The 22,024-nt window shown below is 45.5% G+C and carries 20 protein-coding genes; 6 read left to right on the forward strand and 14 right to left on the reverse strand.

All coding sequences use genetic code 11. From position 1 onward, the window contains the following. Nucleotides 1-128: 128 nt before the first annotated feature. The gene (locus C1T21_RS26245) at nt 129-998 is read right to left on the reverse strand and encodes a cation diffusion facilitator family transporter (RefSeq protein WP_103050308.1); all 870 of its coding nucleotides are present in this window, start codon (nt 996-998) and stop codon (nt 129-131) included. Nucleotides 999-1,408: 410 nt separating this feature from the next. On the opposite strand from C1T21_RS26245, the gene C1T21_RS26255 reads away from it, so the two are divergent. After that, entirely contained in the window at nt 1,409-1,594 is a 186-nt protein-coding gene (locus C1T21_RS26255; RefSeq protein WP_029517162.1) for a hypothetical protein, read from the forward strand. 156 nt (nt 1,595-1,750) lie between these two features. Here C1T21_RS26255 and C1T21_RS26260 read toward each other — a convergent pair whose 3' ends face one another. From C1T21_RS26260 to isdC, 9 genes are all read right to left on the reverse strand, one after another. After that, on the reverse strand, nt 1,751-3,379 hold the full coding sequence (locus C1T21_RS26260) for an ABC-F family ATP-binding cassette domain-containing protein (protein WP_103050310.1): 1,629 nt from the start codon (nt 3,377-3,379) through the stop codon (nt 1,751-1,753). 695 nt (nt 3,380-4,074) lie between these two features. Further along, nucleotides 4,075-4,980 carry a hypothetical protein gene (locus tag C1T21_RS26265; RefSeq protein WP_223821953.1) on the reverse strand — a complete coding sequence of 302 codons (906 nt, stop codon included), beginning with the start codon at nt 4,978-4,980 and terminating at the stop codon, nt 4,075-4,077. 463 nt (nt 4,981-5,443) lie between these two features. Further along, entirely contained in the window at nt 5,444-6,223 is a 780-nt protein-coding gene (locus C1T21_RS26270) for an ABC transporter ATP-binding protein (RefSeq protein ID WP_103050311.1), read from the reverse strand. Next, nucleotides 6,213-7,196, reverse strand: coding sequence for a FecCD family ABC transporter permease (locus C1T21_RS26275; protein ID WP_103050312.1), 984 nt, complete (start codon nt 7,194-7,196; stop codon nt 6,213-6,215). Before C1T21_RS26275 ends, C1T21_RS26270 begins: the two co-directional genes overlap by 11 nt. Nucleotides 7,197-7,210: 14 nt before the next feature. After that, nucleotides 7,211-8,170 carry a heme ABC transporter substrate-binding protein IsdE gene (gene isdE / locus C1T21_RS26280; RefSeq protein ID WP_103050313.1) on the reverse strand — a complete coding sequence of 320 codons (960 nt, stop codon included), beginning with the start codon at nt 8,168-8,170 and terminating at the stop codon, nt 7,211-7,213. A gap of 282 nt (nt 8,171-8,452) precedes the next feature. Continuing rightward, entirely contained in the window at nt 8,453-12,058 is a 3,606-nt protein-coding gene (locus C1T21_RS26285) for an NEAT domain-containing protein (RefSeq protein WP_103050314.1), read from the reverse strand. 98 nt (nt 12,059-12,156) lie between these two features. Beyond that, complete coding sequence (locus C1T21_RS26290) at nt 12,157-12,654, reverse strand: NEAT domain-containing protein (RefSeq protein WP_103050315.1); 498 nt, start codon at nt 12,652-12,654, stop codon at nt 12,157-12,159. A gap of 32 nt (nt 12,655-12,686) precedes the next feature. Beyond that, complete coding sequence (locus C1T21_RS26295) at nt 12,687-13,154, reverse strand: NEAT domain-containing protein (protein ID WP_103050316.1); 468 nt, start codon at nt 13,152-13,154, stop codon at nt 12,687-12,689. A gap of 72 nt (nt 13,155-13,226) precedes the next feature. Beyond that, complete coding sequence (gene isdC / locus C1T21_RS26300) at nt 13,227-13,742, reverse strand: heme uptake protein IsdC (protein ID WP_103050317.1); 516 nt, start codon at nt 13,740-13,742, stop codon at nt 13,227-13,229. Nucleotides 13,743-14,142: 400 nt separating this feature from the next. Between isdC and C1T21_RS26305 the strand changes: the two genes are divergently transcribed. The 4 genes from C1T21_RS26305 to isdG are packed head-to-tail and all read left to right on the forward strand — an operon-like array spanning nt 14,143 to nt 17,271. Continuing rightward, nucleotides 14,143-15,123, forward strand: coding sequence for an ABC transporter substrate-binding protein (locus C1T21_RS26305; RefSeq protein ID WP_103050318.1), 981 nt, complete (start codon nt 14,143-14,145; stop codon nt 15,121-15,123). A 9-nt stretch (nt 15,124-15,132) separates the two neighbouring features. After that, on the forward strand, nt 15,133-16,131 hold the full coding sequence (locus tag C1T21_RS26310; RefSeq protein ID WP_180984656.1) for a FecCD family ABC transporter permease: 999 nt from the start codon (nt 15,133-15,135) through the stop codon (nt 16,129-16,131). Beyond that, entirely contained in the window at nt 16,128-16,919 is a 792-nt protein-coding gene (locus C1T21_RS26315; RefSeq protein ID WP_103050320.1) for an ABC transporter ATP-binding protein, read from the forward strand. Before C1T21_RS26310 ends, C1T21_RS26315 begins: the two co-directional genes overlap by 4 nt. Nucleotide 16,920: 1 nt before the next feature. Next, the gene (isdG, locus tag C1T21_RS26320) at nt 16,921-17,271 is read left to right on the forward strand and encodes a heme oxygenase (RefSeq protein ID WP_061831483.1); all 351 of its coding nucleotides are present in this window, start codon (nt 16,921-16,923) and stop codon (nt 17,269-17,271) included. 95 nt (nt 17,272-17,366) lie between these two features. On the opposite strand, the gene C1T21_RS26325 is transcribed toward isdG, so the two are convergent. From C1T21_RS26325 to C1T21_RS26335, 4 genes are all read right to left on the reverse strand, one after another. Continuing rightward, nucleotides 17,367-18,377, reverse strand: a complete 1,011-nt coding sequence (locus C1T21_RS26325) for an MBL fold metallo-hydrolase (RefSeq protein ID WP_025718701.1) — start codon at nt 18,375-18,377, stop codon at nt 17,367-17,369. Nucleotides 18,378-18,588: 211 nt separating this feature from the next. Continuing rightward, on the reverse strand, nt 18,589-18,699 hold the full coding sequence (cydS, locus tag C1T21_RS28520; RefSeq protein ID WP_007432143.1) for a cytochrome bd oxidase small subunit CydS family protein: 111 nt from the start codon (nt 18,697-18,699) through the stop codon (nt 18,589-18,591). 6 nt (nt 18,700-18,705) lie between these two features. Beyond that, nucleotides 18,706-19,737 (reverse strand): cytochrome d ubiquinol oxidase subunit II, encoded by a 1,032-nt coding sequence (locus tag C1T21_RS26330; protein ID WP_103050321.1) that lies wholly within the window; start codon nt 19,735-19,737, stop codon nt 18,706-18,708. Next, nucleotides 19,734-21,080, reverse strand: coding sequence for a cytochrome ubiquinol oxidase subunit I (locus tag C1T21_RS26335; RefSeq protein WP_103050322.1), 1,347 nt, complete (start codon nt 21,078-21,080; stop codon nt 19,734-19,736). Before C1T21_RS26335 ends, C1T21_RS26330 begins: the two co-directional genes overlap by 4 nt. Nucleotides 21,081-21,431: 351 nt before the next feature. Here C1T21_RS26335 and C1T21_RS26340 point away from each other — a divergent pair, with 351 nt between their 5' ends. Then, entirely contained in the window at nt 21,432-21,986 is a 555-nt protein-coding gene (locus C1T21_RS26340) for a MarR family winged helix-turn-helix transcriptional regulator (RefSeq protein ID WP_076264991.1), read from the forward strand. Nucleotides 21,987-22,024 lie beyond the last annotated feature (38 nt).

Below are 22,024 nucleotides of genomic sequence, written 5' to 3' on the forward strand. Positions count from 1 at the left end.
GGACATGCCTTCATTATAGTAAAAGCAGCAGGAAGAGAGATATAATCCAAACGTCACAAAAGGAAGCGTATACGCCTTTTGCATATAGGTCTAAAGTCACTTTTAATACTAACTATTCAATAATTAATCTATAATTTGGGTTCTACATGGACATGGACATGCATCGTATTATGAACCTCTTGCAGGCGTTCCTCAATCCGGTCGCTGATCCGATGCCCTTCAATCAGGCTGAGTTGCGGATTCACCTCAATGACCACATCCACCAGCGCATGATTGCCGTGTACACGTGCCTTAACGTCCCGAATCCCCTCTACTCCAGGTATACAGGCAATCGTACTCCGTAAGTCAGACAGCTCTTGCTCATCAAATCCATCGGTCAAGCTGTGCGTGGAATCCTTAAAAATATCCCACGCTGTTTTACAAATGATGAATCCTACCGCAATCGCAGCTACAGTATCCAGCCAGGGTAGGCCGAACTGTGCGCCGATAATGCCAACTGCTGCCCCAACACTGACAAGCGCATCCGATAGATTATCCTTGGCCGCTGCCAGCAAAGCCTTATTGTTAATTTGCCGTGCCAGTCTGTTATTGTAAAGGTACACTCCCAGCATAATCATTGCACAAATCACAGCTACACCCGCGGAGGTGATATCCGGTATTTGCTTTCCGCCCTTGAAAATGCTCCCTATCCCATCAATAAGCACCTGCAAACCGACGACAGCCATAATAAAGGACGCCAGCAGTGCCGCGATTGTTTCTGCCCGAAAATGTCCATAGGCATGGTCAGAGTCCGGTGGTTTTTGGGAAATTCTCAGCCCCACTAGTACAGCAACCGACACTACAATATCGGTGACATTATTGAAGCCATCCGCCCGCAACGCGCTAGAAGCAAATACATATCCGCTAATCAGCTTAAAGGCGGACAGCAAGAGATAAGCAGCAATGCTCACCCACGCCCCACGCTCACCTTTTCGTATTTCTTCATAGACATTTACCACAACGTAGGACACTCCTTCGAGTATATAGTTTCCAGCAGAACGATCTCACCGGGCCCAAAATAAAAATAGCAGCGTTGCTGCCCTGAATAATAACAATTTTTCTTTGGTTAACTGTTATTTTCAGGATAGCAGACGAACTTTGTGTGGGTCTAGAGAAACAGTCTTTCCGCTTTGCATCGCTGTAGTAACAACGAAAAAGTATTGCCAGGCCCCATTCCTGTAGGTTACACAAAACACTTTTTCCTTCACACAAAAAGCAGACGTTTTCTCTTCCACCCCACCCCAGATGTGTGTTATCATTGTTGCCCTTGTCCCTTCTTTTAAAAACGTATAAAATGAGGACACAGCCGCGTTTTTCTTCAATCCAGCATGATTGACATGAATCTGGCGGCAACAGGAGGAATTTATTCATGAGCGATGCCAATGAACCACGTAAAGTTAATCTCGCAGATGCCATTCGGGAAAAGCTGGCACAAAAAAAACAGCAGTCCGGCGCTTCACAGCAGGGCGGTTTTCAAGGCGGTTCCACCAAAACACTGAAAAGCCAAAATACGAAGAAGCCGAACAACCAACGCCGTCGTACAGGCGGATCATAATCCACCTCATAGCCTTTATAGGGTATCAAAGGTCTGGCGTACCTCACTGCCAGAACCAAGTAAGCTATGGGCATGGTACAAAAACGAAAAAGAGGAGTCTCCCTGCCATCTTAATGGCCTGAAGGAGCTCCTCTTTCGTTTATCTAGTTGCTGAAGTTAGCCGATTTCTACCGGATACATACGTTCACGCAACTTTGTGATTTCTTCATTTTCCAAGTACTCATCATAGCTCATCGTACGGTCAATTACGCCGTTTGGTGTAATTTCCACGATGCGGTTCGCGATCGTTTGAATAAACTGGTGGTCATGAGATGTGAACAATATAGTACCGTCAAAATCAATCAGACCATTGTTCAGCGCTGTGATGGACTCGAGATCCAAGTGGTTGGTCGGTTCTTCCAGCAGCAACACATTGGCACCGTTCAGCATCATTTTCGCCAGCATACAGCGAACCTTTTCGCCCCCGGACAGCACACTTGCTTTCTTAAGCGCTTCTTCTCCAGAGAAAAGCATACGTCCCAAGAAGCCGCGCAGGAACGTTTCGTCCTGATCCTTGGAATATTGACGGAGCCATTCCACAAGATTCATATCCACGCCTTCAAAATAGGTGGAATTATCTTTCGGGAAATAAGCCTGGCTAGTTGTAATCCCCCAAGAAAATTCTCCGCTGTCTGCTTCAATCTCGTTCATCAACACCTGGAAGAGCGTCGATTTAGGCAAACCGTTCGGACCCACAAACGCGATTTTATCGCCCTTGTTCACAACCAGACTGAACTCGTTCAACACTTGCTCGCCTTCAACGGTTTTACTGAGACTGTCTACTGTCAGCAGTTGTTTGCCCGCTTCACGCTCAGGCTTGAAGTTAATGAACGGATATTTACGGTTTGAAGGACGGATATCGTCCAGCGTAATTTTATCCAGTTGCTTTTTACGTGAAGTTGCCTGTTTGGACTTGGAAGCATTCGCGGAAAAGCGCTGAATAAAGGCTTGCAGTTCCTTGATCTTTTCTTCCTTCTTCTTGTTCGCATCACGAGTCAATGCAAGCGCAAGCTGGCTGGACTCGTACCAGAAGTCATAGTTGCCTACGTACATCTGGATTTTACCAAAATCGATATCCGCAATATGCGTACACACCTTGTTCAGGAAGTGACGGTCATGGGATACAACAATGACGGTGCCTTCATAGTCCATCAAGAAATTTTCCAGCCATTGAATGGATTCGAGATCCAAATGGTTGGTAGGCTCATCAAGCAGCAAATTGTTCGGACGACCAAACAACGCTTGAGCCAAGAGAACGCGTACCTTGTCGTTCCCGCTCATCTCAGACATGTTCTTGTCATGCAGGTCACGCGGAATACCAAGACCGATCAGCAAGGAAGCTGCATCCGGCTCGGCATCCCATCCGTTCAGCTCCGCAAATTCACCTTCAAGCTCACCGGCACGTAGACCGTCCGCTTCGGTAAATTCCGTTTTGGCATACAGCGCATCCTTTTCCTTCATGATTTCATACAGACGCGTGTGACCCATAATAACGGTTTCCAGAACCGGGAATTCATCGTATTCATAATGGTTCTGCTTGAGGACTGCCATCCGTTCACCCGGTGTCATGTGAACCTCGCCAGAATTGGCTTCGATTTCACCGGAAAGAATTTTCAAAAAGGTGGATTTACCCGCGCCATTCGCCCCAATCAGGCCGTAGCAGTTCCCAGGAGTAAATTTGATATTTACGTCTTCAAAAAGTGGGCGTTTACCATAACGAAGCGTTACGCCGCTTGTACTGATCATATAAGCATACCATCCTTATCATTAGTAAAGTGCTAAACACAAAATTACCGACGGCAATAGTATAACACACAAAAGATCGGATTCGAACCGTAGTATAAGTATAACCGCCCCTGAATCTCATCCAATATCTTATAAATAAAATAAAAAATGCTTCTGTTGTCCGATGAAAATAAAGATTTAGACTGGATTTGTTGGTCCTAAGCTGATTCTGAATTGCTAAATCGTCAGACTTGGAATAATAAGTTTTAGACTGACCCAAATATAAAACCAGCGGCAGTCAAGGACCTGAAAATAAAGTCTTAGACTGCCGCTGGTTTATTGAACTAACGTTCTCTGTTAGCGTAACAAGTGGTGCAAAATTATTTCATGCGATAAGACTGGCTGTTTTGATAAAGTTTATTTGATATAAGATGAGGTTCTTGTCATCCGCCGTACCGATCCAGCCAGTCGCGCTGTCACGCCTCGAAGGACTTGCCACTGGGGAGCGAGAACATGCCATCCCCGTTGATATCTACAACCGTTTCGGTGCTGCCGATCGGCTTGCCGTCAGTAAGAAACACCGAGGCGATAAATTCTCCCTGAATCGTACGGGTCAGCACTTTCCGATGCGACTGTCGAGAATCCTCTCTATCACTGGATATTCCTCGAATCTTCGATGAAATGTTGAATAACCGCCCCGTAAAGGGGCGGTTTTCTTATACTTGCATGAATGCTTCTAATGGCTCCAGAGTCGAGAACGTCTTCTTTGCGTCCTTCTTCCGTTGCTCATCATAGAGTTTGGTTAACTCTACGAATGATTCAGCCTTAATCTTCGTATAACTCGATTTGGTGTATCTGTTTATGTACGTCTTCTGCCCTTCCTCTTCAACCCACTCGTAAACGACATCATATTTGTCCCTCAGATTCTTCAAATGAAGTGCCCGGCGCAACACTGCATAGTGTTCTTCAATGGCTTCATCGCATTCATCCATAATCTTCTCGTATGCGCAGCCAACTCGCATCAGAATCTCCAATGCCCGTTCATCGCCGTATCTCGCGAGAAATTCCTTCAACGAAACCAGCGCATATAGCGTTATTTGTTCCTTGTCATTCGGATTCTTGTATTCATAACAGCCTACAACCAAATTGCGGTCGGTCATTTCCTCCTTACTGAATTGCATCTTGAACAAATACTCGAGTGACTTCTGCTTCATAACGGTTTCCAACATCTGTTCTTTATCAATCTTGATGCCCGTTGACACCCACGGAAAAGGTAGTTGGCCGTTACTTTCACGCGATAAGCTACCCCTAATATTCAAAATCGGCAGACCCGTAGCAATTGCGTACGACCTGTTATATCCTTCGCCCGCGAATATTTCCTGTTCTTCTCGCATGTGTCCTGCCCCTCCTTTTAGTACCAAGTTCCATTCGGCGCGTAGTGGCACCAGTTGTCTGCGAAGTGAATCTCCGCTCGATTCCAGCGAATTGCGATCCAAATTATCCTCCGCACTTTTCAGTAATTTCTTGGTTAAGCTATAGTTCTCCGTTCGTATTATGAGCTGTGACCTACGCTTATGGGCTTTGCCACTCCACTTCCGCTCTTCCAGTCCCGCTCTGTCCATTGTCAGGCAACACTTTTATTTCCATCTCTCCAGGCACTTCATGAATCTCCGTTACAATCAGTTAGACGAACCGAGGAATAAGATCCTATAGTAGACTATTGCATATCCATAAAACTACCACTTTTTTGTGTTGGTCTCCTATTAGTTCATCATCGCTGCTTTTCATGAACCCGCGAAGATATTTCTGGGGTATATTGTATCATATGAGAACAATAAGTCCATCTAATGGTTGCGTTAGCCTGCCCGTCGGCTAATGCCAGCTGCCAGTCTACAACTTTATTTTCACGGTCTAATGCTTTATTTTTCAGTCTAACACTTTATTTTCACAGAACATCTGTCTCCACCATTGTCGCCTGACAAACACATGAACCAGAACCATTTTCATGTTTTAAATTCGTTAAGATACCACGAGGAAAGACGTGTTATTCAGTCGCAGCATTGACGTACTGCACGCTTGTAAATGTCAGGAAACCCCGACACCTATCGGAATGAGGTACATGCCCGCTTCATCATCCTGTTTGATTACGACCTCCACGTCATAGACCGCCTGGATCAGTTCAGATGTAACGACCTCTGTAGGTGGACCGTTCGCTATAATACGCCCTTCCTTCATGGCAATCATTACATCGCTATACCGAATAGCCTGATTGATATCATGCAGCACCATCACGATGGTCAGTCCATGTTCCTGGTTTAACTGCCGAATGAGCTCTAAAATTTCAAGCTGGTAGTACATATCCAAATAGGTGGTCGGCTCATCCAAAAATAAAATTGGCGTCCGCTGTGCCAAGGCCATTGCAATCCATACACGCTGCCGTTCTCCTCCTGAGAGCTGATCCAACGTGCGAGTTCTACGTTCGTTCAGGTTAGTACAGGCTATCGCCCACTCAATCGCTTCCTCATCCTCAACACGTCTCGCTGTAAACATATTCTTATGGGGCAACCTGCCGAAGCTGACGAGCTTTTCTACAGTCAAGTCGGAAGGTGCCTCGTTCTGCTGATGGACTACTGCCAGTTGACGGGCCAGCTCCTTGGGCTTGTAGTGGGCTATCTCCTTGCCGTCCAGAACCACCTGGCCCAAGCGGGGAATAGCATTGTTGGACATCACACTGAGCAACGTCGATTTGCCGCATCCGTTGGGACCAATAATGGTCGTAATCCGTCCCAACTCAATAACAGCATTAATAGCATGTAGACGATCTGTTTTCCGATCATATGAGAAGGTTATATCCTTAATGTCCATAGGTGCGATCCGCCTTTCTGATCAGGAATATCAGGAACGGCCCGCCAATGACGGCCATAATAATAGAAGCCGGGATTTCATTGGGAGCAAGCACTGTCCGCCCCAGTGTATCCGCGAGCAGCAACAGCAAGCCGCCACATAATGCGGAAAATGGAATCAGCCACTTATGATCCGAGCCAACTAGGTAGCGGGCACAATGCGGAACGAGCAGGCCGATAAAGGCAATCACTCCCGCGATGGCTGTAGCCGTTGCTGCAAGCAGCACTGCAATCACAGAAATCAAAAGTCGTGCGCGTGTTACATTGAATCCTAGATTTTTAGCCGTTTTATCTTGAAGGGACAAGAAATTGCACCAAGAGAACACGAGCATGGCTAAAATTAGCCCAATCCCGCCATAGGTCACAATAACCTCGACATCTACCCATTTTTTCATAGACAAGGTTGATGTAGTGACCTGGTTAATGCTGGTGACCGCATAACTGCCTCGATAGTTAAACGACTGACCTAGACCGGAAAAAATAGCGTTCACAGCTACCCCGATCAGAATGAGACGAATCGGATGCAAGCCAGATTTCCACGAAAACCCATAAACCATTAGACAGGCTAACGCACCGCCAATAAATGAAAAGAACGGCATCCAGAAATAAAGCGCCGGAAAGACCGTCACCGCAATCAGCGAGATCAATGCAGCTCCCGAAGAAATGCCGATAACCCCAGCATCCGCCAACGGATTTTTCATGACGGCTTGCAGCAAAACACCCGCTACTGCAAGGGCTGCACCTGCCATTACGGACACGAAAATTCTCGGTAGTCTCAGGTCCTTGACCACATTCACCTGATCATCTGTACCTGTCCACAATCCGGTCACCAACTGACTCAAATCCACCTTGAGACTGCCTGTCATCGCTGAATACAGCATGACGCCAACGAGCAAGACAATTACAACAATAAGGCTCCATACTTTTTTGGACATGTCATCAGCTTCCTTTAATTCGAAGGATACAGCATTTTCATCAGCTCATCCAGCGCCGAGTTTGCCGCTAAATTCCCTGTTGTGCCAAACAACGGTTCAGGCAGATCATAGACATGCCCATTTTTCACAGCGTTGAAATGCTTCCAGATATCGTTAGTTTTAAACTCTTCATCGAACATTTTCACTACTTCATCCGGCATCCCGTGTGCGGCGCGCAAAATGATATCGGGGTTGGATTGCTGCAAGGCTTCGGTATTGTGGGCAATGAACTCCACCTTCTCGCCCTGAACCACATTGGTTCCGCCCGCAATTTTAACCAGATCCCCAATATAGGAATGCTCGGTAGCCACCAGATAGCTTCCCGGTACTCCCAGCAAAATCAATACTTTAGGGGATTTCTTGCCTTTGATTTTTTGTTGGATCTCAGCTACTTTGGCATCCAACGCTCCATTAATCTCTTTGGCCTTATCGGCCTTGCCAAACGTGTCTCCCAGCTTTTGAATCTCTTTTTGCATATTTGCGAGACTTTCAAAATTCAAAAATTCGGCATTGATGTTCAAATCTTTAAATTTAGGCTCCAGATCATATTTCAGTGTCGTCACTGACAGTACGTCCGTCGGCTTCAGTGACATCACTTTTTCCATATCAGGACTCATCGGATTACCCACATCAGGCACATCCTTGTAACGGTCAGGCAGCACTTTTGTGCTTGTCGGCTTACCAGCCAAATCCAGGCCCAGCGCATCCGTGATTTCCGCAATGGCTACCGTAGTGGCCACAATACGAGGAGCTTGAGCTTTACCGTCAGACGACTTTCCGGTTGCATTAGATGTTGCCGCTGATTTCAAAACATCGCTCTGATTCTGTCCAGCCTGTGCTCCTCCCGAACATCCAGCCAGCAACAAGATCACGATGCTGATTAACATATACAAACCAAACGTTCTTCCTTGAGCCAATGCTATATACCGTTTCATGAAAATCCAGTCACCTCAATTCAAAATATAGAAAAGCAGTAGGAGCCCCAACTTTTCGGGTATCCGGATTTTGCAAAATTCGATTCTAGTCGCTCCAAAGTGCAATATATAGACGAACTAGACCATTTCGATCTACATATTGTTCATTAGAAGTCGCTTATTGGATTTTTGCAAATTCCTCGGGTATGTAAATGCTGACAAGTCTTGATGCCGGGGCACCAAGACTTGCTCGCATACAAACTTTGCTGTTATTCAGACTTCATTGATTATCACAACCTGAGGCTACTTCGCTTTTAGGCTTTCTTCATCAAATTGGAACTGAACTGTATACCAGTGATCATACGGCACTCCGCCAAGGACCAAACCAGGCACAATGACGTGTGTGTGAGCACCAATTTTCTGAGACAAGTCCCCTACCTCGAATTGAACGACACGTGTATCGCCGGATGTCGAGATTACTTCTACATCTTTCAGGGTACCGTTTTGCTCCACTTGGAGAGCTGGCATCCAGGAGCTATTTTTCAAAGTAATTTGAATATAGCGCTTGTCTCCCTTTTCAATCAGTGTAGCTGGCTTGTCGAGATAACCGTCCATAACGGAAGCTTCACTCGTTTTGTCTTTAAATACGTTGTAATTAATCGTGTATTGCTTCTTGGAAGCCGTTTGAACCGGTGGCTCAACTACTGGTTTTGTTTCAGCCACAGATGCAGTTGTTTCTGCTGCCTTGTCCGTAGAAGCTGCTGTCGGTTCAGTTGCGGTTGCAGTTGTAGCTGCATTGACTCCCTCACCTTTAAGCGACGCACGGTCAAATTGAATCTGTCCGCCGAATTTCTCATTTAGAATGTATTTCTCAGGCAGATATACCTCTGTGTACACACTCAACTTTTTATCCAGATCAGGCACTTCGAACGCAATAGTGTGCGTATCACCTTTGGTGTCCGAACCCATAATCGTCGGATTGGCATAACGGCCTTCAAAATCCGTTTGGAATAGCTTCAAAGCCTGGTTGTCCGTAACGGTTACATGGGCCTGAACCTTACCATTTTTCACAATCAATTTCGCTAGATTTTGTACAAAAGGAGCCGCTAGAGAATCCTTGTCCGTTCCGTTCGCAAGCACACGGAAGTTCGCAGTGTACTCTCCATCCGCTAAGTTGTTTTTCCCTTTTTCTGCTTCAGCCAACTTCTTGTCGTTGTAATAAGCTACATTACTGGTATCGAATTTAAATTCAAAATCGTATACCTTCTCTACCCGATCCTCAGTCTTAAAGACCATCGGAGTGGCACTTGCCACTTTAGGGGCTTCATAGACAACCAGTTGGCCTTTTACATTGTTTTTAAAGTCATTTACGCTAAAACGAACGTGCTTCGTATTGCTTGCTGCATCTTCCTGGGTCACTTCTGCGTCTCGGTAGTCCCCGCTTGCGTTGTCCCAAATGCGCAACGCCTTCACTTCATTACTGTTTTGCAGCTTCAGACCTACAAACCGTTTGTCGCCTTCCACGACCAATTGCGCCGATTCGTCAGTGATGAAGCGTTGCGCCGGAGAATCCACTGCTGTTGAGCCATCTGACAATACGATACTGAATTTCAAAGCATATTTGCCATTGACAAGCTTGTCAAAATCCAATTTGACGATAGGATCTGTAGCTCCTGTAGAGGAAGGCTCGACAAAGCTGCGAATAGTAGCAGGCTCGAATTGAAATTGCACATCATATACGTGATCATATGGGATGCCACCCAAATCCAATCCAGGTACGATCACATGTGTATTCACTGTCACTTTATCCGAGAGATTTGGCACTTCAAATTGTACTGTTCTTGTATCTGCGGAGGTCGATTGCTCAACCACCGGAGCTTCTGCACCATTTACTTTAAAGGTTTTGATCCAACTGCTCTTGTCCATTTTGATCTGAATCACATTTTTACCGGACTGTCTTAACAGCGTGGCTGGTTTCTGCATATAGCCATCCATCACAGATATTTCATTGCTTCCATTTTTGAGTACGGAGAAATCAATACTGTATCTCCCGTTTTCAGTCACGGGAGTTGTACCGCCATCAGTCCCTTTTACCGCAATGCTGCTGCGGTCAAATTGAAGACGGATTTTGTGATCCATCTCATAAACCGTTCCGTTATAGCTCGTGCTTACGTGAACCTGCGCATTCAGAATAGCGTCCAAATCGGTCACTTTGAATTTCACAACACGTGTGTCCGCTTTCTTGTCCACGCTTACGATATCTGCATCTGCTAACGTTCCGTTTTGTTCTGTTTTGAACTCCGTCACTGTGGCACTGTCTTTGATCGTAAAGGAAGCTTCATACTTGCCTTTCAATGCCGTCAGTGTCGCTGGAGATAATAAATATTGCGCCATTGCCGATTTTTGATCCTTTGTTGCGTGCAATGCATCGAAATGGATTGAATACGTTCCATCAGCTAAAACCTTTCCTGGCGTCCCAGGATCAACCGGGGATGGAGTATTAGCAATGCTGCTCTTGTCAAATTGCAGACGAAGCTTATGATCCATCTCATAAACCCCACCCGGGTAGGTCGTGCTCACGTGTACTTGTGCATTTAAAATCGCGTCCAAATCCGCTACTTTGAATTTCACAACACGCGTATTGGCTGTCTTGTCCTCCCTTACAATATCCGCATCTGTTAACGTTCCGTTTTGTTCTGTTTTGAACTCCGTTACTGTGGTGCTGTCTTTAATGGTAAAGGAAACTTCTTTTTGCCCCTTCGATACCGTCAAAGTTGCCGGAGACAACAGATATTGTGCCATGGCTGACGATTGATCTTTTGTGGCATGCAGTGCGTTAAAGTTAATCGAGTACGTTCCATCCGCCAAATCTGATGCTACGGGTACAGAGGCCAGCTGAAGATCCACATTATAAGTATTCACGTAGCCCAGCTCAGGCCAGTTGATGCTTACCCATGCGTTCAGCTTGGCAGGCAGATCTTTTACTTCAAACTCGATCATTCGTGTATTCGCAGTTTGATCTTCACTTACAACAGAGGTGTCGGTTAACACTCCATTTTGCTCTACCTTGAAACCATCAATCTGCTTACTGTTCTTTAATGTAAATTGGACATATCGTTTACCACCACGCTCAATTAGAGAGCCTGGTTTCTCCGTATACCCATCCATCATTGACTTTTCATTGCTTTCATCTTTCAAAAGGGTAAAGTCCAAATCAGCGAGTTTCTCTCCTGTATTAGGAGGCGTTACCGGTGGTGTTACAGGTGGAACCGTTGGATTCTCCGTTGAGTTTTTAAGTCTCAAACTGGAAGGATCAAACTCAATCCATTCCTTCACTGAACGGTCTGGATCGGTATCTACATACCATGGAGAACTGCTATTAAATCCAAACTCCGTATTTACATTTTGATGAAAATCATAAACATCGAAGCTTACAGTCCCGGAAGTTTTCCCAGAATCCACCTCTATTTTTGCGGGAACTGTTTCCCCGTTTTGTTCAACTAAAAATTTCGAAAGACCTTGAGATTCCGCAAACTTAAATGAAAAATGGTATTTTCCATCCTTAATGATCAAATCTCCAGGATAGGTATAGTTTGTTTTGAAGCTTGAATCCCTAGTGCTACCGCTGACTGTCTTTCTTAAAGTTTTGTAATCGATCAGGTATTCTCCATCTGCATAGGTCGCATCAGTAGTGGTCACAGCATTGGTAGGCTCAGCATATGTGCTGGGCACTTCTACCGGAATCTCATAAGTAGCATAAGTAGCACTAGTGACTGTAGTGCTTAGATCGGGCAAATTCGACGAAGTGGACTCACCCTCAGGTGTTGCTCCTACGTATGGTGAAACTAAAGAAAACAACATTAGAACAGCAGCAAATGTCGTTATAAATTTGTTAAATCGGCTTTTCAAGGTGATGTATCCCCCTACATAAAATATACTCATTTGGTGCTTTGAAACTAAGCTCCAAATGAGTATTCAATTCAAAATTATATTTTCAAAAAGAAGTCTTAGATATCGCTGTCGTCGAATTGGAATTGAACAACATATTCGTGATCGTACGGAATACCACCAGTGTATTCTGCAGGCACACTTACATGCAGTTTAACGTTCAATTTTTGAGACGGGCTAGTTACAGGGAATTCGACTATTCTTGTATCCCCTGATGTGCTTACTACAGTCGCATTCACATACTGACCGCTTTGTTGAGTTTTGAATTCAGTAACCCAAGCACTTTTGGTAATAGCTACTCTCACTTTATATTGACCATTCGTAACAATCAGTGTGGCTGGTTTTTTCACATAACCATTTGTATCCATGTAAGATGGCTGAGTGGTTCCATCTTTATAAACGGTATAAGGCAATTGATACGTTCCATTAGGCAAAGCCGCATTCGCTTTATTGGCAGAAAATGGAGCTAGTACCACAAAAACAAGCGCTGCCATCAGTACAGTAAGCATTACTTTTTTCAAAGACAATTTTTCCATACGATTCATAATCATGTTCATGTTCTTAATCTCCTTTTACGTTTTATTTTGGATTAGATTTCGTCGAATTGCAGTTGTACATCGTACTTGCCTGTGTAGCCGATTACTGGAATTGTGATTTCAGCGTAAGCATTCACTTTTGCATTCAGATCAGCAACTTCGAATTCCACTACACGAGTGTTGTTCGCAGTATCTGTGCTTACCACAGTCGCATCTTGCAGTACGCCATTCTGCTCTACTTTGAACGTTGTAATCAGATTGCTGCTTTTCACAGTCAGACGAACGACATTTTTGCCATTAGCTACCGTAACCTGAGCAGGCTTCGTCAGGTAGCTATCCAATCGAGAAGTTTCATTGGTTTGGTCCTTCAGAACGGTATAGTCTACGTTATACGTGCCGTCGGATGCTGCCGCTTTAGCTGAGAATGGAGCAACGAGTGCAAAAACAAGCGCTGTCATGATCAATGCTACAAATACCTTCTTAAAAGAAAATTGCTCAAAGCGATTCATTACCATATTCATATCTACACACACTCCTCAATTTTTTATGCTTCAATTTGTGTTGATTTTATGAACGATAAAGATGGCTTGAATTTACTTCTTGGAAGATTTAGTTGATTTCGCTGACTGGACGGCTACTATTTTTTTGACGCTTTTGGAATCAAAAGCGAAGCGGATCGTATAATCATGATCGTAGTTATACGCAGGGACAGTAACATGAATTTTAGAGATTAGCGGGCTGTTCACACTCGTAATTGGAAATTGTACGGTGCGGGTATCGGTTTTAGCATCCTTATGGATGACCTTTGTATCGATGATTTTGCCTTTGTAATCTACTTTAAACCCAGTTGTCCATTCGCTATGATTCAGCTTAATTTGCATGGTCATTTGACCTTTTTTTACATACAACTTAGCTGGTTTTTCAAAATAATCATTAGCCATGGACACCGAATCATTTTCTGCCTTGAGAATATTGTATTTGAGCGTGTATGTACCATCCGCCAATTTTGGAGAAGCCGCAGCGGCTACTACAGATGACGAAGTTGGCCAAAAGCTCAGCACACTCACCAGCAGAAACACAGCAATAATTGCAGAATACCCCTTCTTCATTTTGACAGCAGTCCCTCCCCACGAGAATATAAGTAATTGATTATCATTCTCAATTGATAATTTAAAAAAAATAGCTCTTTTTGAGCCGTATCTTCCCACCTTTCTATTCCAGAATTTCGCAAAATAAAGTAAACCCATCACCAATATATCTTACACTTTTCGAAAATGTCAATATGTATTTGCATGTACATAATCCCTTGATATATGCTATTTTTTAAGAAAAATTTGTAGTTCCCTCTTCTATAATTCGAATATAGCCCTTTTATTTTTAGTTCAAAATTTATTTAAAAATTTGCTTTTTTCAATTGACAATCCCCAGTGATATTCATTATCATTCTCTTATACATAAATGAAAATGATTATCATTATTGTTTAACTCGAAAATTGCAGGAGGAATAACATGAAATCTTATGTGTTGTGGTCGTCCGCAGCGCTTTTATTGGCAGTTACCGGATGTAGTAATGGTGCCTCGACCGCAGATCACAAACCAACCAGTGCATCCGTATCTGCCACTTCTGGCACGACAAGCAGTGCGGCGATTCAAGTTACTGATTTTTCAAAACGGACGTTGGCGTTTCAAAGTGTCCCTCAACATATCGTTGCACTCAGCAATGGCGATCTGGATATTATATACGCATTGGGCGGGACAGCCGTGGGCAGGCCCAACTCAAATGGACCTTCCGTCGTACCTGCTGCTGAGAACGTTCAGCAAATAGGCTCCACTCATGAAGTCGATCTGGAGAAAATTACGATGCTCAAACCGGATGTCGTGCTAGGCAATTATCCTATGAATGAAAAAGACATTCCAGCCATTGAAGGAGTCGGTTCACAGCTGCTGCTGACGGGAGCCAATTCAGTTCATGATATTCAGTCGCAAATTACACTGTTCGGACAATTACTGCAAAAGCAGGCTCAGGCCGTGAAGCTAAATCAGCAAATTGACCAACAAGTAGTCAAGTTGCAAAAGGAAACCGCCTCTGCCTCTAAACCTAAGGTGTTGCTAGTCTACGGAGCCCCGGCTACGTATATGGCGGCACTGCCAAATTCACTAAGTGGAAACATTCTGGAAGCTGCGGGTGGCTCTAATATCGCCGCTGATTTTCCGGGCCTGCAAAATTTCCCGCAATATGCGCAGCTGAACACAGAACGCATCATACAGGCTGACCCTGACTACATCTTCATCATGACCCATGGCAATACGGAAGATGTTAAAGCCGCATTTATAAAAGAAATGCAGGAAAATGCAGCTTGGAACGGAATCCGAGCAGTCAAAAACAATCAGGTCGAGGTTTTACCTTCAGATCTGTTCGGTACGAATCCGGGCACACGGGTCACTAAAGCGCTGGATTTGATGCATCAAAAGCTGTATCCGGCGAAATAGGCGATGGTGATGAACAAACTACAGCGCGCCAGAAGACGCACCATCGCCTGGATTACCCTTCCGATTCTAATGCTGGCCGTCTCTGTGTACGGTCTGGCCTACGGTTCGGTGTCGATTCCACTTCAAGAAATTAATCATGTTTTGCTACATCATGATGAATCTACATATCGCACGATCCTGATGGATCTCCGGCTACCCAGAGTATTAGTAGGTTTACTGGTGGGAGCTTGTCTTGCAGCTTCCGGAGCACTTCTTCAAGGTGTCATGAAAAATCCATTGGCTGACCCTGGCATTATTGGTGTATCGGCTGGAGGTGGACTTGCCGCCGTCATTACGATGGTGATGCTTCCACAGCTCAGCTACCTTCTTCCGATAACCGCCTTTTTGGGAGCCTTTCTGAGCGCAATCGTCATTTATCTGCTGGCTTGGGACCGAGGGGCATCGCCTGTCAAAATTGTGCTCGCTGGCGTTGCGATCAACGCGCTGCTGGGCGCACTCACTAACGGCGTAATGGTCATGTACAGCGACCGCGTACAGGCCGTTCTTCCTTGGCTATCCGGCGGATTAAACGGAAGAAGCTGGCATCATCTAGAGTTTATGGCGCCTTACGCCATCATTGGATTAATCGCCTCTTTCTTTGCAATTAAACCTGCTAATTTACTGCTGCTGGGCGACGATTCAGCACAGCTGCTTGGTCAGCGAGTAGAGCTTCAACGTATGCTCATTATCCTGCTGTCTGCCCTGCTCGCCGGTACAGCGGTCAGTGTAGCCGGGCTAATCGGCTTTGTAGGGCTGGTTGTTCCCCACGTCATACGGCTGCTGATCGGTGAAGATTATCGTTTCCTCCTTCCCCTTTCCATTGTGGGCGGCGGAACGCTGGTTGTTCTCGCAGATACGGTGGCGCGATCCTGGTTTGACCCGATTGAACTGCCTGTAGGTATTTTGCTGGCCGTCATCGGGGCACCGTTCTTCTTAATCCTGCTCAAGAAACGGGGGAATTTCGGATGACAGCCATTCAGGGTGAGCATATCTCCTTACAACGTGGGTATTTCCAGCTGGACGATGTGAATATCACTTTGCCCGCTGGTCAGCTCACCGCGATCGTCGGACCAAACGGTTCAGGCAAGTCCACGCTTTTGCGGATTATGACCCGGTTGCTCAAGCAGGATCAGGGTCAGGTTTCCGTGCTGGGCAAACCCGTTCAGGAGTACAAGCGGCGTGATTTTGCCCAGACGATTACAATGCTGCCGCAAATGAAGGATATGCTGCCGTTATTGACGGTCCGCGAGGTGGTCGCTTACGGAAGATCTCCTCATGCCAAGAGCTTGAGAGTACGCCATACCGGACAGGACCAGCAAATCGTAGACCATGTCATGAAAATCACGGGCATCCAGCCCTATGCAGATCGGATGTTCCATACTCTATCGGGAGGTGAACAACAAAAAGCGCGAATTGCAATGGTCTTGGCCCAACAGACAGGTATTCTTTTGCTCGATGAACCGACCACTTTTCTGGATATCGCCCACCAATTTGAAGTTATGGATATGCTGCGGCGTATCAATCACGAGTCCGGCTTGACGATTGTTATGGTACTGCATGATTTGCAGCAAGCTGCGGCCTATTGTCATCATATGATTGCGCTTAAAAAGGGACGAATCGCCGTTGCCGGCGAACCCCGTGAGATTTTGACGTCTGCTTTTCTTCGCGACATTTATGAAATGAACGCTACCATCAAATTTGAGGATGGCTATCCGGTTATTATACCGACCATACCACATCATTCAGGAGGAATTTAATATGGTTATCGTTACAAATACATCTAAAATCACACCGGGCAATGCACATTTACTCATCGAAAGATTTAACAAAGAAGGAAAAGTTGAAAAAATGGAAGGCTTTCTCGGTCTGGAAGTACTGCTGACTGAAAACACGAAGGATTATGAGGAAGTAACAATCAGTACACGCTGGAAAGAAAAAGAGAACTTCCAAGGCTGGACGAAAAGCGAAGCATTCCGCGAATCCCATAGCCATCGTCAAATTCCGGACTATATTATTGAAAATAAAATCACGTTCTATGAAGTTAAAATCGTTCGTCATCCCATCGCCAACAGCGATTCCTCTTTGGCAAGTGATTCCGAAGCAGTTTAATCCTGCATCACAGCCCAAAAACAAAAAAAGCGACTCCGCAGACAACATCAATTGTCCGCAGAGTCGCTTTTTCTATAAGGATTATGTCGAATTCCTCAGATTGTAGTTGAGCAGCGACGTCCAATTTTCAGCGTCTCTCCGTGCCCAAGAACATGAATGCGTTCCTTCGCAATACCCATTCGCTCACGCTCCGCTTCGAGACGATCCAGCGCCTCTCTTGGCGTATCATCCGCCAGCTTGAAGGCTCCGTAGTGCATCGGAATCATCTGATCTGCGCCGCAATCTACAAACCCTTGCAATGCCTCCTCCGGTGTCACGTGCTGCGAGGTCATGAACCATTCCGGTTCATACGCGCCAATCGGCATAAAGGTCAGATCAATGGCAAATCGCTCGCCAATCTCCTTAAACCCACGAAAATATCCGGTGTCTCCCACAAAATACAACGTTGGTGCATCCTCTGAGTCTGCACTAGAATGAGGATTGGATTCCGTGACGGACGTGGCAGAGCCAATCACCTGCTGTTCACTTTGCAGAACGTATCCACCCCAATGCGAAGTATTGGTATCAAACGGCGTGCGTCGTGTCCAATGCTGGGCTGGAACAAATGTGAAGCGTACCCCTCCTACCGTAAAATGCTCCCACCATTGCAGCTCATGACAGTTTCGAAAACCTTTGCGGATCATTTTCGCCTTTAACCCCGAAGGTACGAGCATCAGCGTATCTGCACGATATAATTTCCGCAACGATTCTAAATGTAAATGATCATAATGTGAATGAGACAGCAGAATGATGTCCAGTGGTGGTACATCCTGAATACGAATGCCAGGCGGAGCCAACCTTTTATCAAAAGCCATACGCTCTGCCCATACTGGATCGGTGACGATATTCAGCCCAAGATACTGGATAAAAAAGGTGGAGTGTCCCACCCAGGTGGCTGTCGCCATCTCCCGATTGCTATGCAGGAACTCCAGTTCCGGGGGATGGTTTGGCACAACGAACGTATAATCCTTTATTTTGCTGCGTCGCTCCTGCCGCCATTGTCTGAATTGCTTGATTGTTTTATCGGTATTTACATGATCCATATTGTTAAAACGAACTTTGGGCATGATGCAGCTCCCTCCCTGATGAACCCGTTCTCCAAAAAACGCAGCGGTTCAATTTAACTATATATTGTCACTCGAGTGTGAACATAAAATGATACAACATCCTGATATATGTAAAGTATAATTCAATCACGTCTGTAAAGGAAATTCTGCGATAATACAGCAAAAACAGACCTCCCGCATCAATCAGGAAGGCCTGTTCCACCTGTAGTTGTCAGTCCTGTGGATTTTTAAAGCGTGCCGAATAAATAAACAAAAACACAATCGCCACGACAATAATGATAGGTGACTCGTACATAATCGTAAAATGCTCGAAAGCAGCCACTCTAACTCACCCTTTCTTCCCTTCATGTCCGCGCACATATTTTGCATCGAATAGAAACAATCTTAATATCAGGATCAGCGAAGGGATCAGCACCAGCAGACCCGCAACAAACGCCGTAATCAACGCATACGCCATCGTAGAATTTGTAAAGCTATCGTAGACATTAATGTAGGGATACAGAACATACGGGAGATGCGAGCGGCCGTAGCCATACCAGGCAAATGCAAATTGCAGCATCACCAATATAAATGAAACCCCCAGATGCCGCCGCTGCCATACCAGATAAACTGCTCCCGCGAAGCATATGAAGGATGCAACAAACATCCAGGCTATGTTCAGCATATTGGTAAAATGATCTGGATTTTGTTTGTTAATCTGAAAAAATGCGAGCAAACTCGCAACAATCGTTGGACCGCTCCAAAGCAGCGCATATCCCCGTACGATTTCAAAAGCGACCTTGTCTCCCGCCCTTTTGGCATAATAGGCCAAAAACATCGCCGAGATATACAGTACGCTCACCAGCGCCAGAATAATAACCGCCCACGTGTAGGGATTACTTAATAGTTGACCCCATTGCAGATGTACACCTGTACTGTTTTCTACAATAATGCCGCCTTCCGAAATGGCGAGAACCGTGGATAGCGCCGCCGGAATCAGCAACCCTGTCGCACCGTATAACGCCATGTAGACGATATTATTTTTACCAGAATGCCCATACGTATTGTACGCATAATAGACTCCCCGGATGGCGAGAAGCACAATCGCAATACTGCCGGGAACGAGTAACGCCGTGCCATAGTAATATGCCGCATCCGGGAAGAACCCGTTTAATCCCACCACAAAAAAGATGAGAAATACGTTTGTTACCTCCCACACCGGGGATAGATACCGTTGAATAATATTGTGGATTTTGTTCTGGTGGCCTGTTAACACACTGTAAAAGCTGAAAAAACCTGCACCAAAATCAATGGATGCCACAAGCAAATATCCGAACAGGAATGTCCACAAAATGGCGATACCTACAATTTCATAGCTCACTTGCCTTCAGCCCCTTCCAGGCCCAGCTGCCTTATCTCTTCCACCGCATCCTTATTGCGGAATAGCTTGCTGAGTACCTTAATGGCCGAGAAACACAACACCAGATACAAAATAACAAACAACACCAGCATCCACCCGACACTCGTAGAAGTGGTTGCTGCTTCGGAGACCTTCATATATCCGCGTAAAATCCACGGCTGTCTACCGACCTCCGCAAACATCCATCCGAGCTCAATAGCTACCATCGCCATCGGCCCCACCAGAATGAGCGCCAACAGCAGCCATCTGGGGTATGGTTTGCGACCTGGCAAACGCTTGCGGATCAGATATAACAGCGGAATGACGAGAATCAGCACCCCTGTGGTGATTTTGAGGTCAAACATATAATGGATAGACAGTGGCGGACGCTCATCTACGGGATAATCATTTAAGCCCTTAACCTCCGTACTGGGCAAATTACCAGCCAGCACACTAAGTGCATAAGGCACTTTCAAGGCATATTTGATTTCACCGTTTTCATCCATAAAGCCACCATATACAAAGGGGGCGTGCGTCATCGTATCAAAATGCCATTCGGCGGCAGCCAGCTTCTCCGGCTGATATTTGGCCAGAAATTTACCGGATGCGTCTCCAATCATCACGGTGCTGATGGCAAACACAATGGTACAGGTGGCAGTCAGCTTCAGCGCCTTTTTAAAATAAGGGTGATTACGCCCTCGCAGCATGCTGTAAGCAGCCAGCCCCATCAGCACACCAGCGCTCAATGTATACGAGGAAGCCAATACATGGGACACTTTGGTCGGCGTAGCCGGATTTAGCATAGCCTCGATGGGATGAATATTTGTCATGACTCCATTTTTGAGTGTAAAGCCTTGAGGTTGGTTCATGAACGAGTTCACAGTCGTAATAAAAACCGCTGATGCAGATGAGGCAATCGCTACCGGGATGAGCAGCATCAGGTGAAAATATTTGCTTTTAAACCGATCCCAGGTATACAAGTAGATGCCCAGGAATATAGCTTCGATGAAAAAAGCAAACGTCTCCAAAAACAGGGGTAGCGCAATCGCTTGTCCAGCCACCCTCATAAAGGTGGGCCAAAGCAAGCTGAGCTGCAGACCAATGGAGGTGCCTGTAACGACACCCACGGCAACGGTAATGACAAACCCTCGCGCCCACCGTCGGGCCAGCAGTGTATAATGCGGATCACCAGTTCGCAGCCCGCGCCATTCTGCTAGTGCAATCATTAAGGGTACGCCGACGCCGATGGATGCAAATACGATATGAACAAACAGGGTAATTCCGGTCAGCATCCGGCTTAGCAATACAGGGTCCAGTGAAGACAAATGGGTTTCACTCCTTCATTTCACATTTTAAACATCGCGGATCACTCTGGATTACCAACTAAGGAGTCAAGCGAGCTATGCTTTTAATTACGGCATATAGCATAATGGCCGCAATTACTATACATATAATAATGAGCGTTCTTTCCTGCTTGCGGAACATAGGAACGCCTCCTTCACTTATCTATTGGCGCGTTTTGGTAACCTATTCACAGTTTGGTTCATTCTTCCGAGTTTTAACCCTGCTTCTGCATTGAATGTAGCCGTATTTCTTTTTAGATATTGTCTTATGCATTTCAATACGTTATATTGATATATAGTTAGATAACCTAATTATATGAAAAGAGTGAACTTATGCCACCAAAACAAAGTAAGCGGGACACCGTCCAGCAACCCCTTCCCCGTCTGGGTCCAGAACCTTATCTGGAGTTAATGGATCAAACTGCCCTTGCAGGAACGGACCGACAACTTGCCCGCATGGGTCTCTTCTTGCTGTGGACGGGTGATAACGTGCTGGACGCGATCGATCTAGATTTATCTGCCTACGGCCTCACAGAGAGTAAGCTAGATCTGTTGTTGCTGTTGACACTGCACCAATCTCAGGCTCAGATGAGCCCCTCTATGATTGCCGACCGTCTAGGAATCCGTCGTGCATCTGTTACATCAATCTTGGACTGGACAGAGCAACGAGGATGGATTATCAGAGAACATAATTCTACAGATCGACGCAAAATTCATGTACGCATTACAGAAGCGGGGACTCATCTTGTACAGCAGGTGCTCCCTGTATTTTGGTCTTCCTGTGCTTCTCTAGCGAGTATTTTGGAGCCAGAAGAGCAGGTCGTTTTTTCGCGGATTATAGAAAAAATCCATCATCATATGGAAGGCAGATTGGGGGTGGGCAGATAAATTTTTTTAAACATATAATTAGGTTATCTAATATATTT

The sequence above is a fragment of the Paenibacillus sp. F4 genome (genome assembly GCF_002894905.1).
Taxonomy (GTDB): domain Bacteria; phylum Bacillota; class Bacilli; order Paenibacillales; family Paenibacillaceae; genus Paenibacillus; species Paenibacillus polymyxa_B.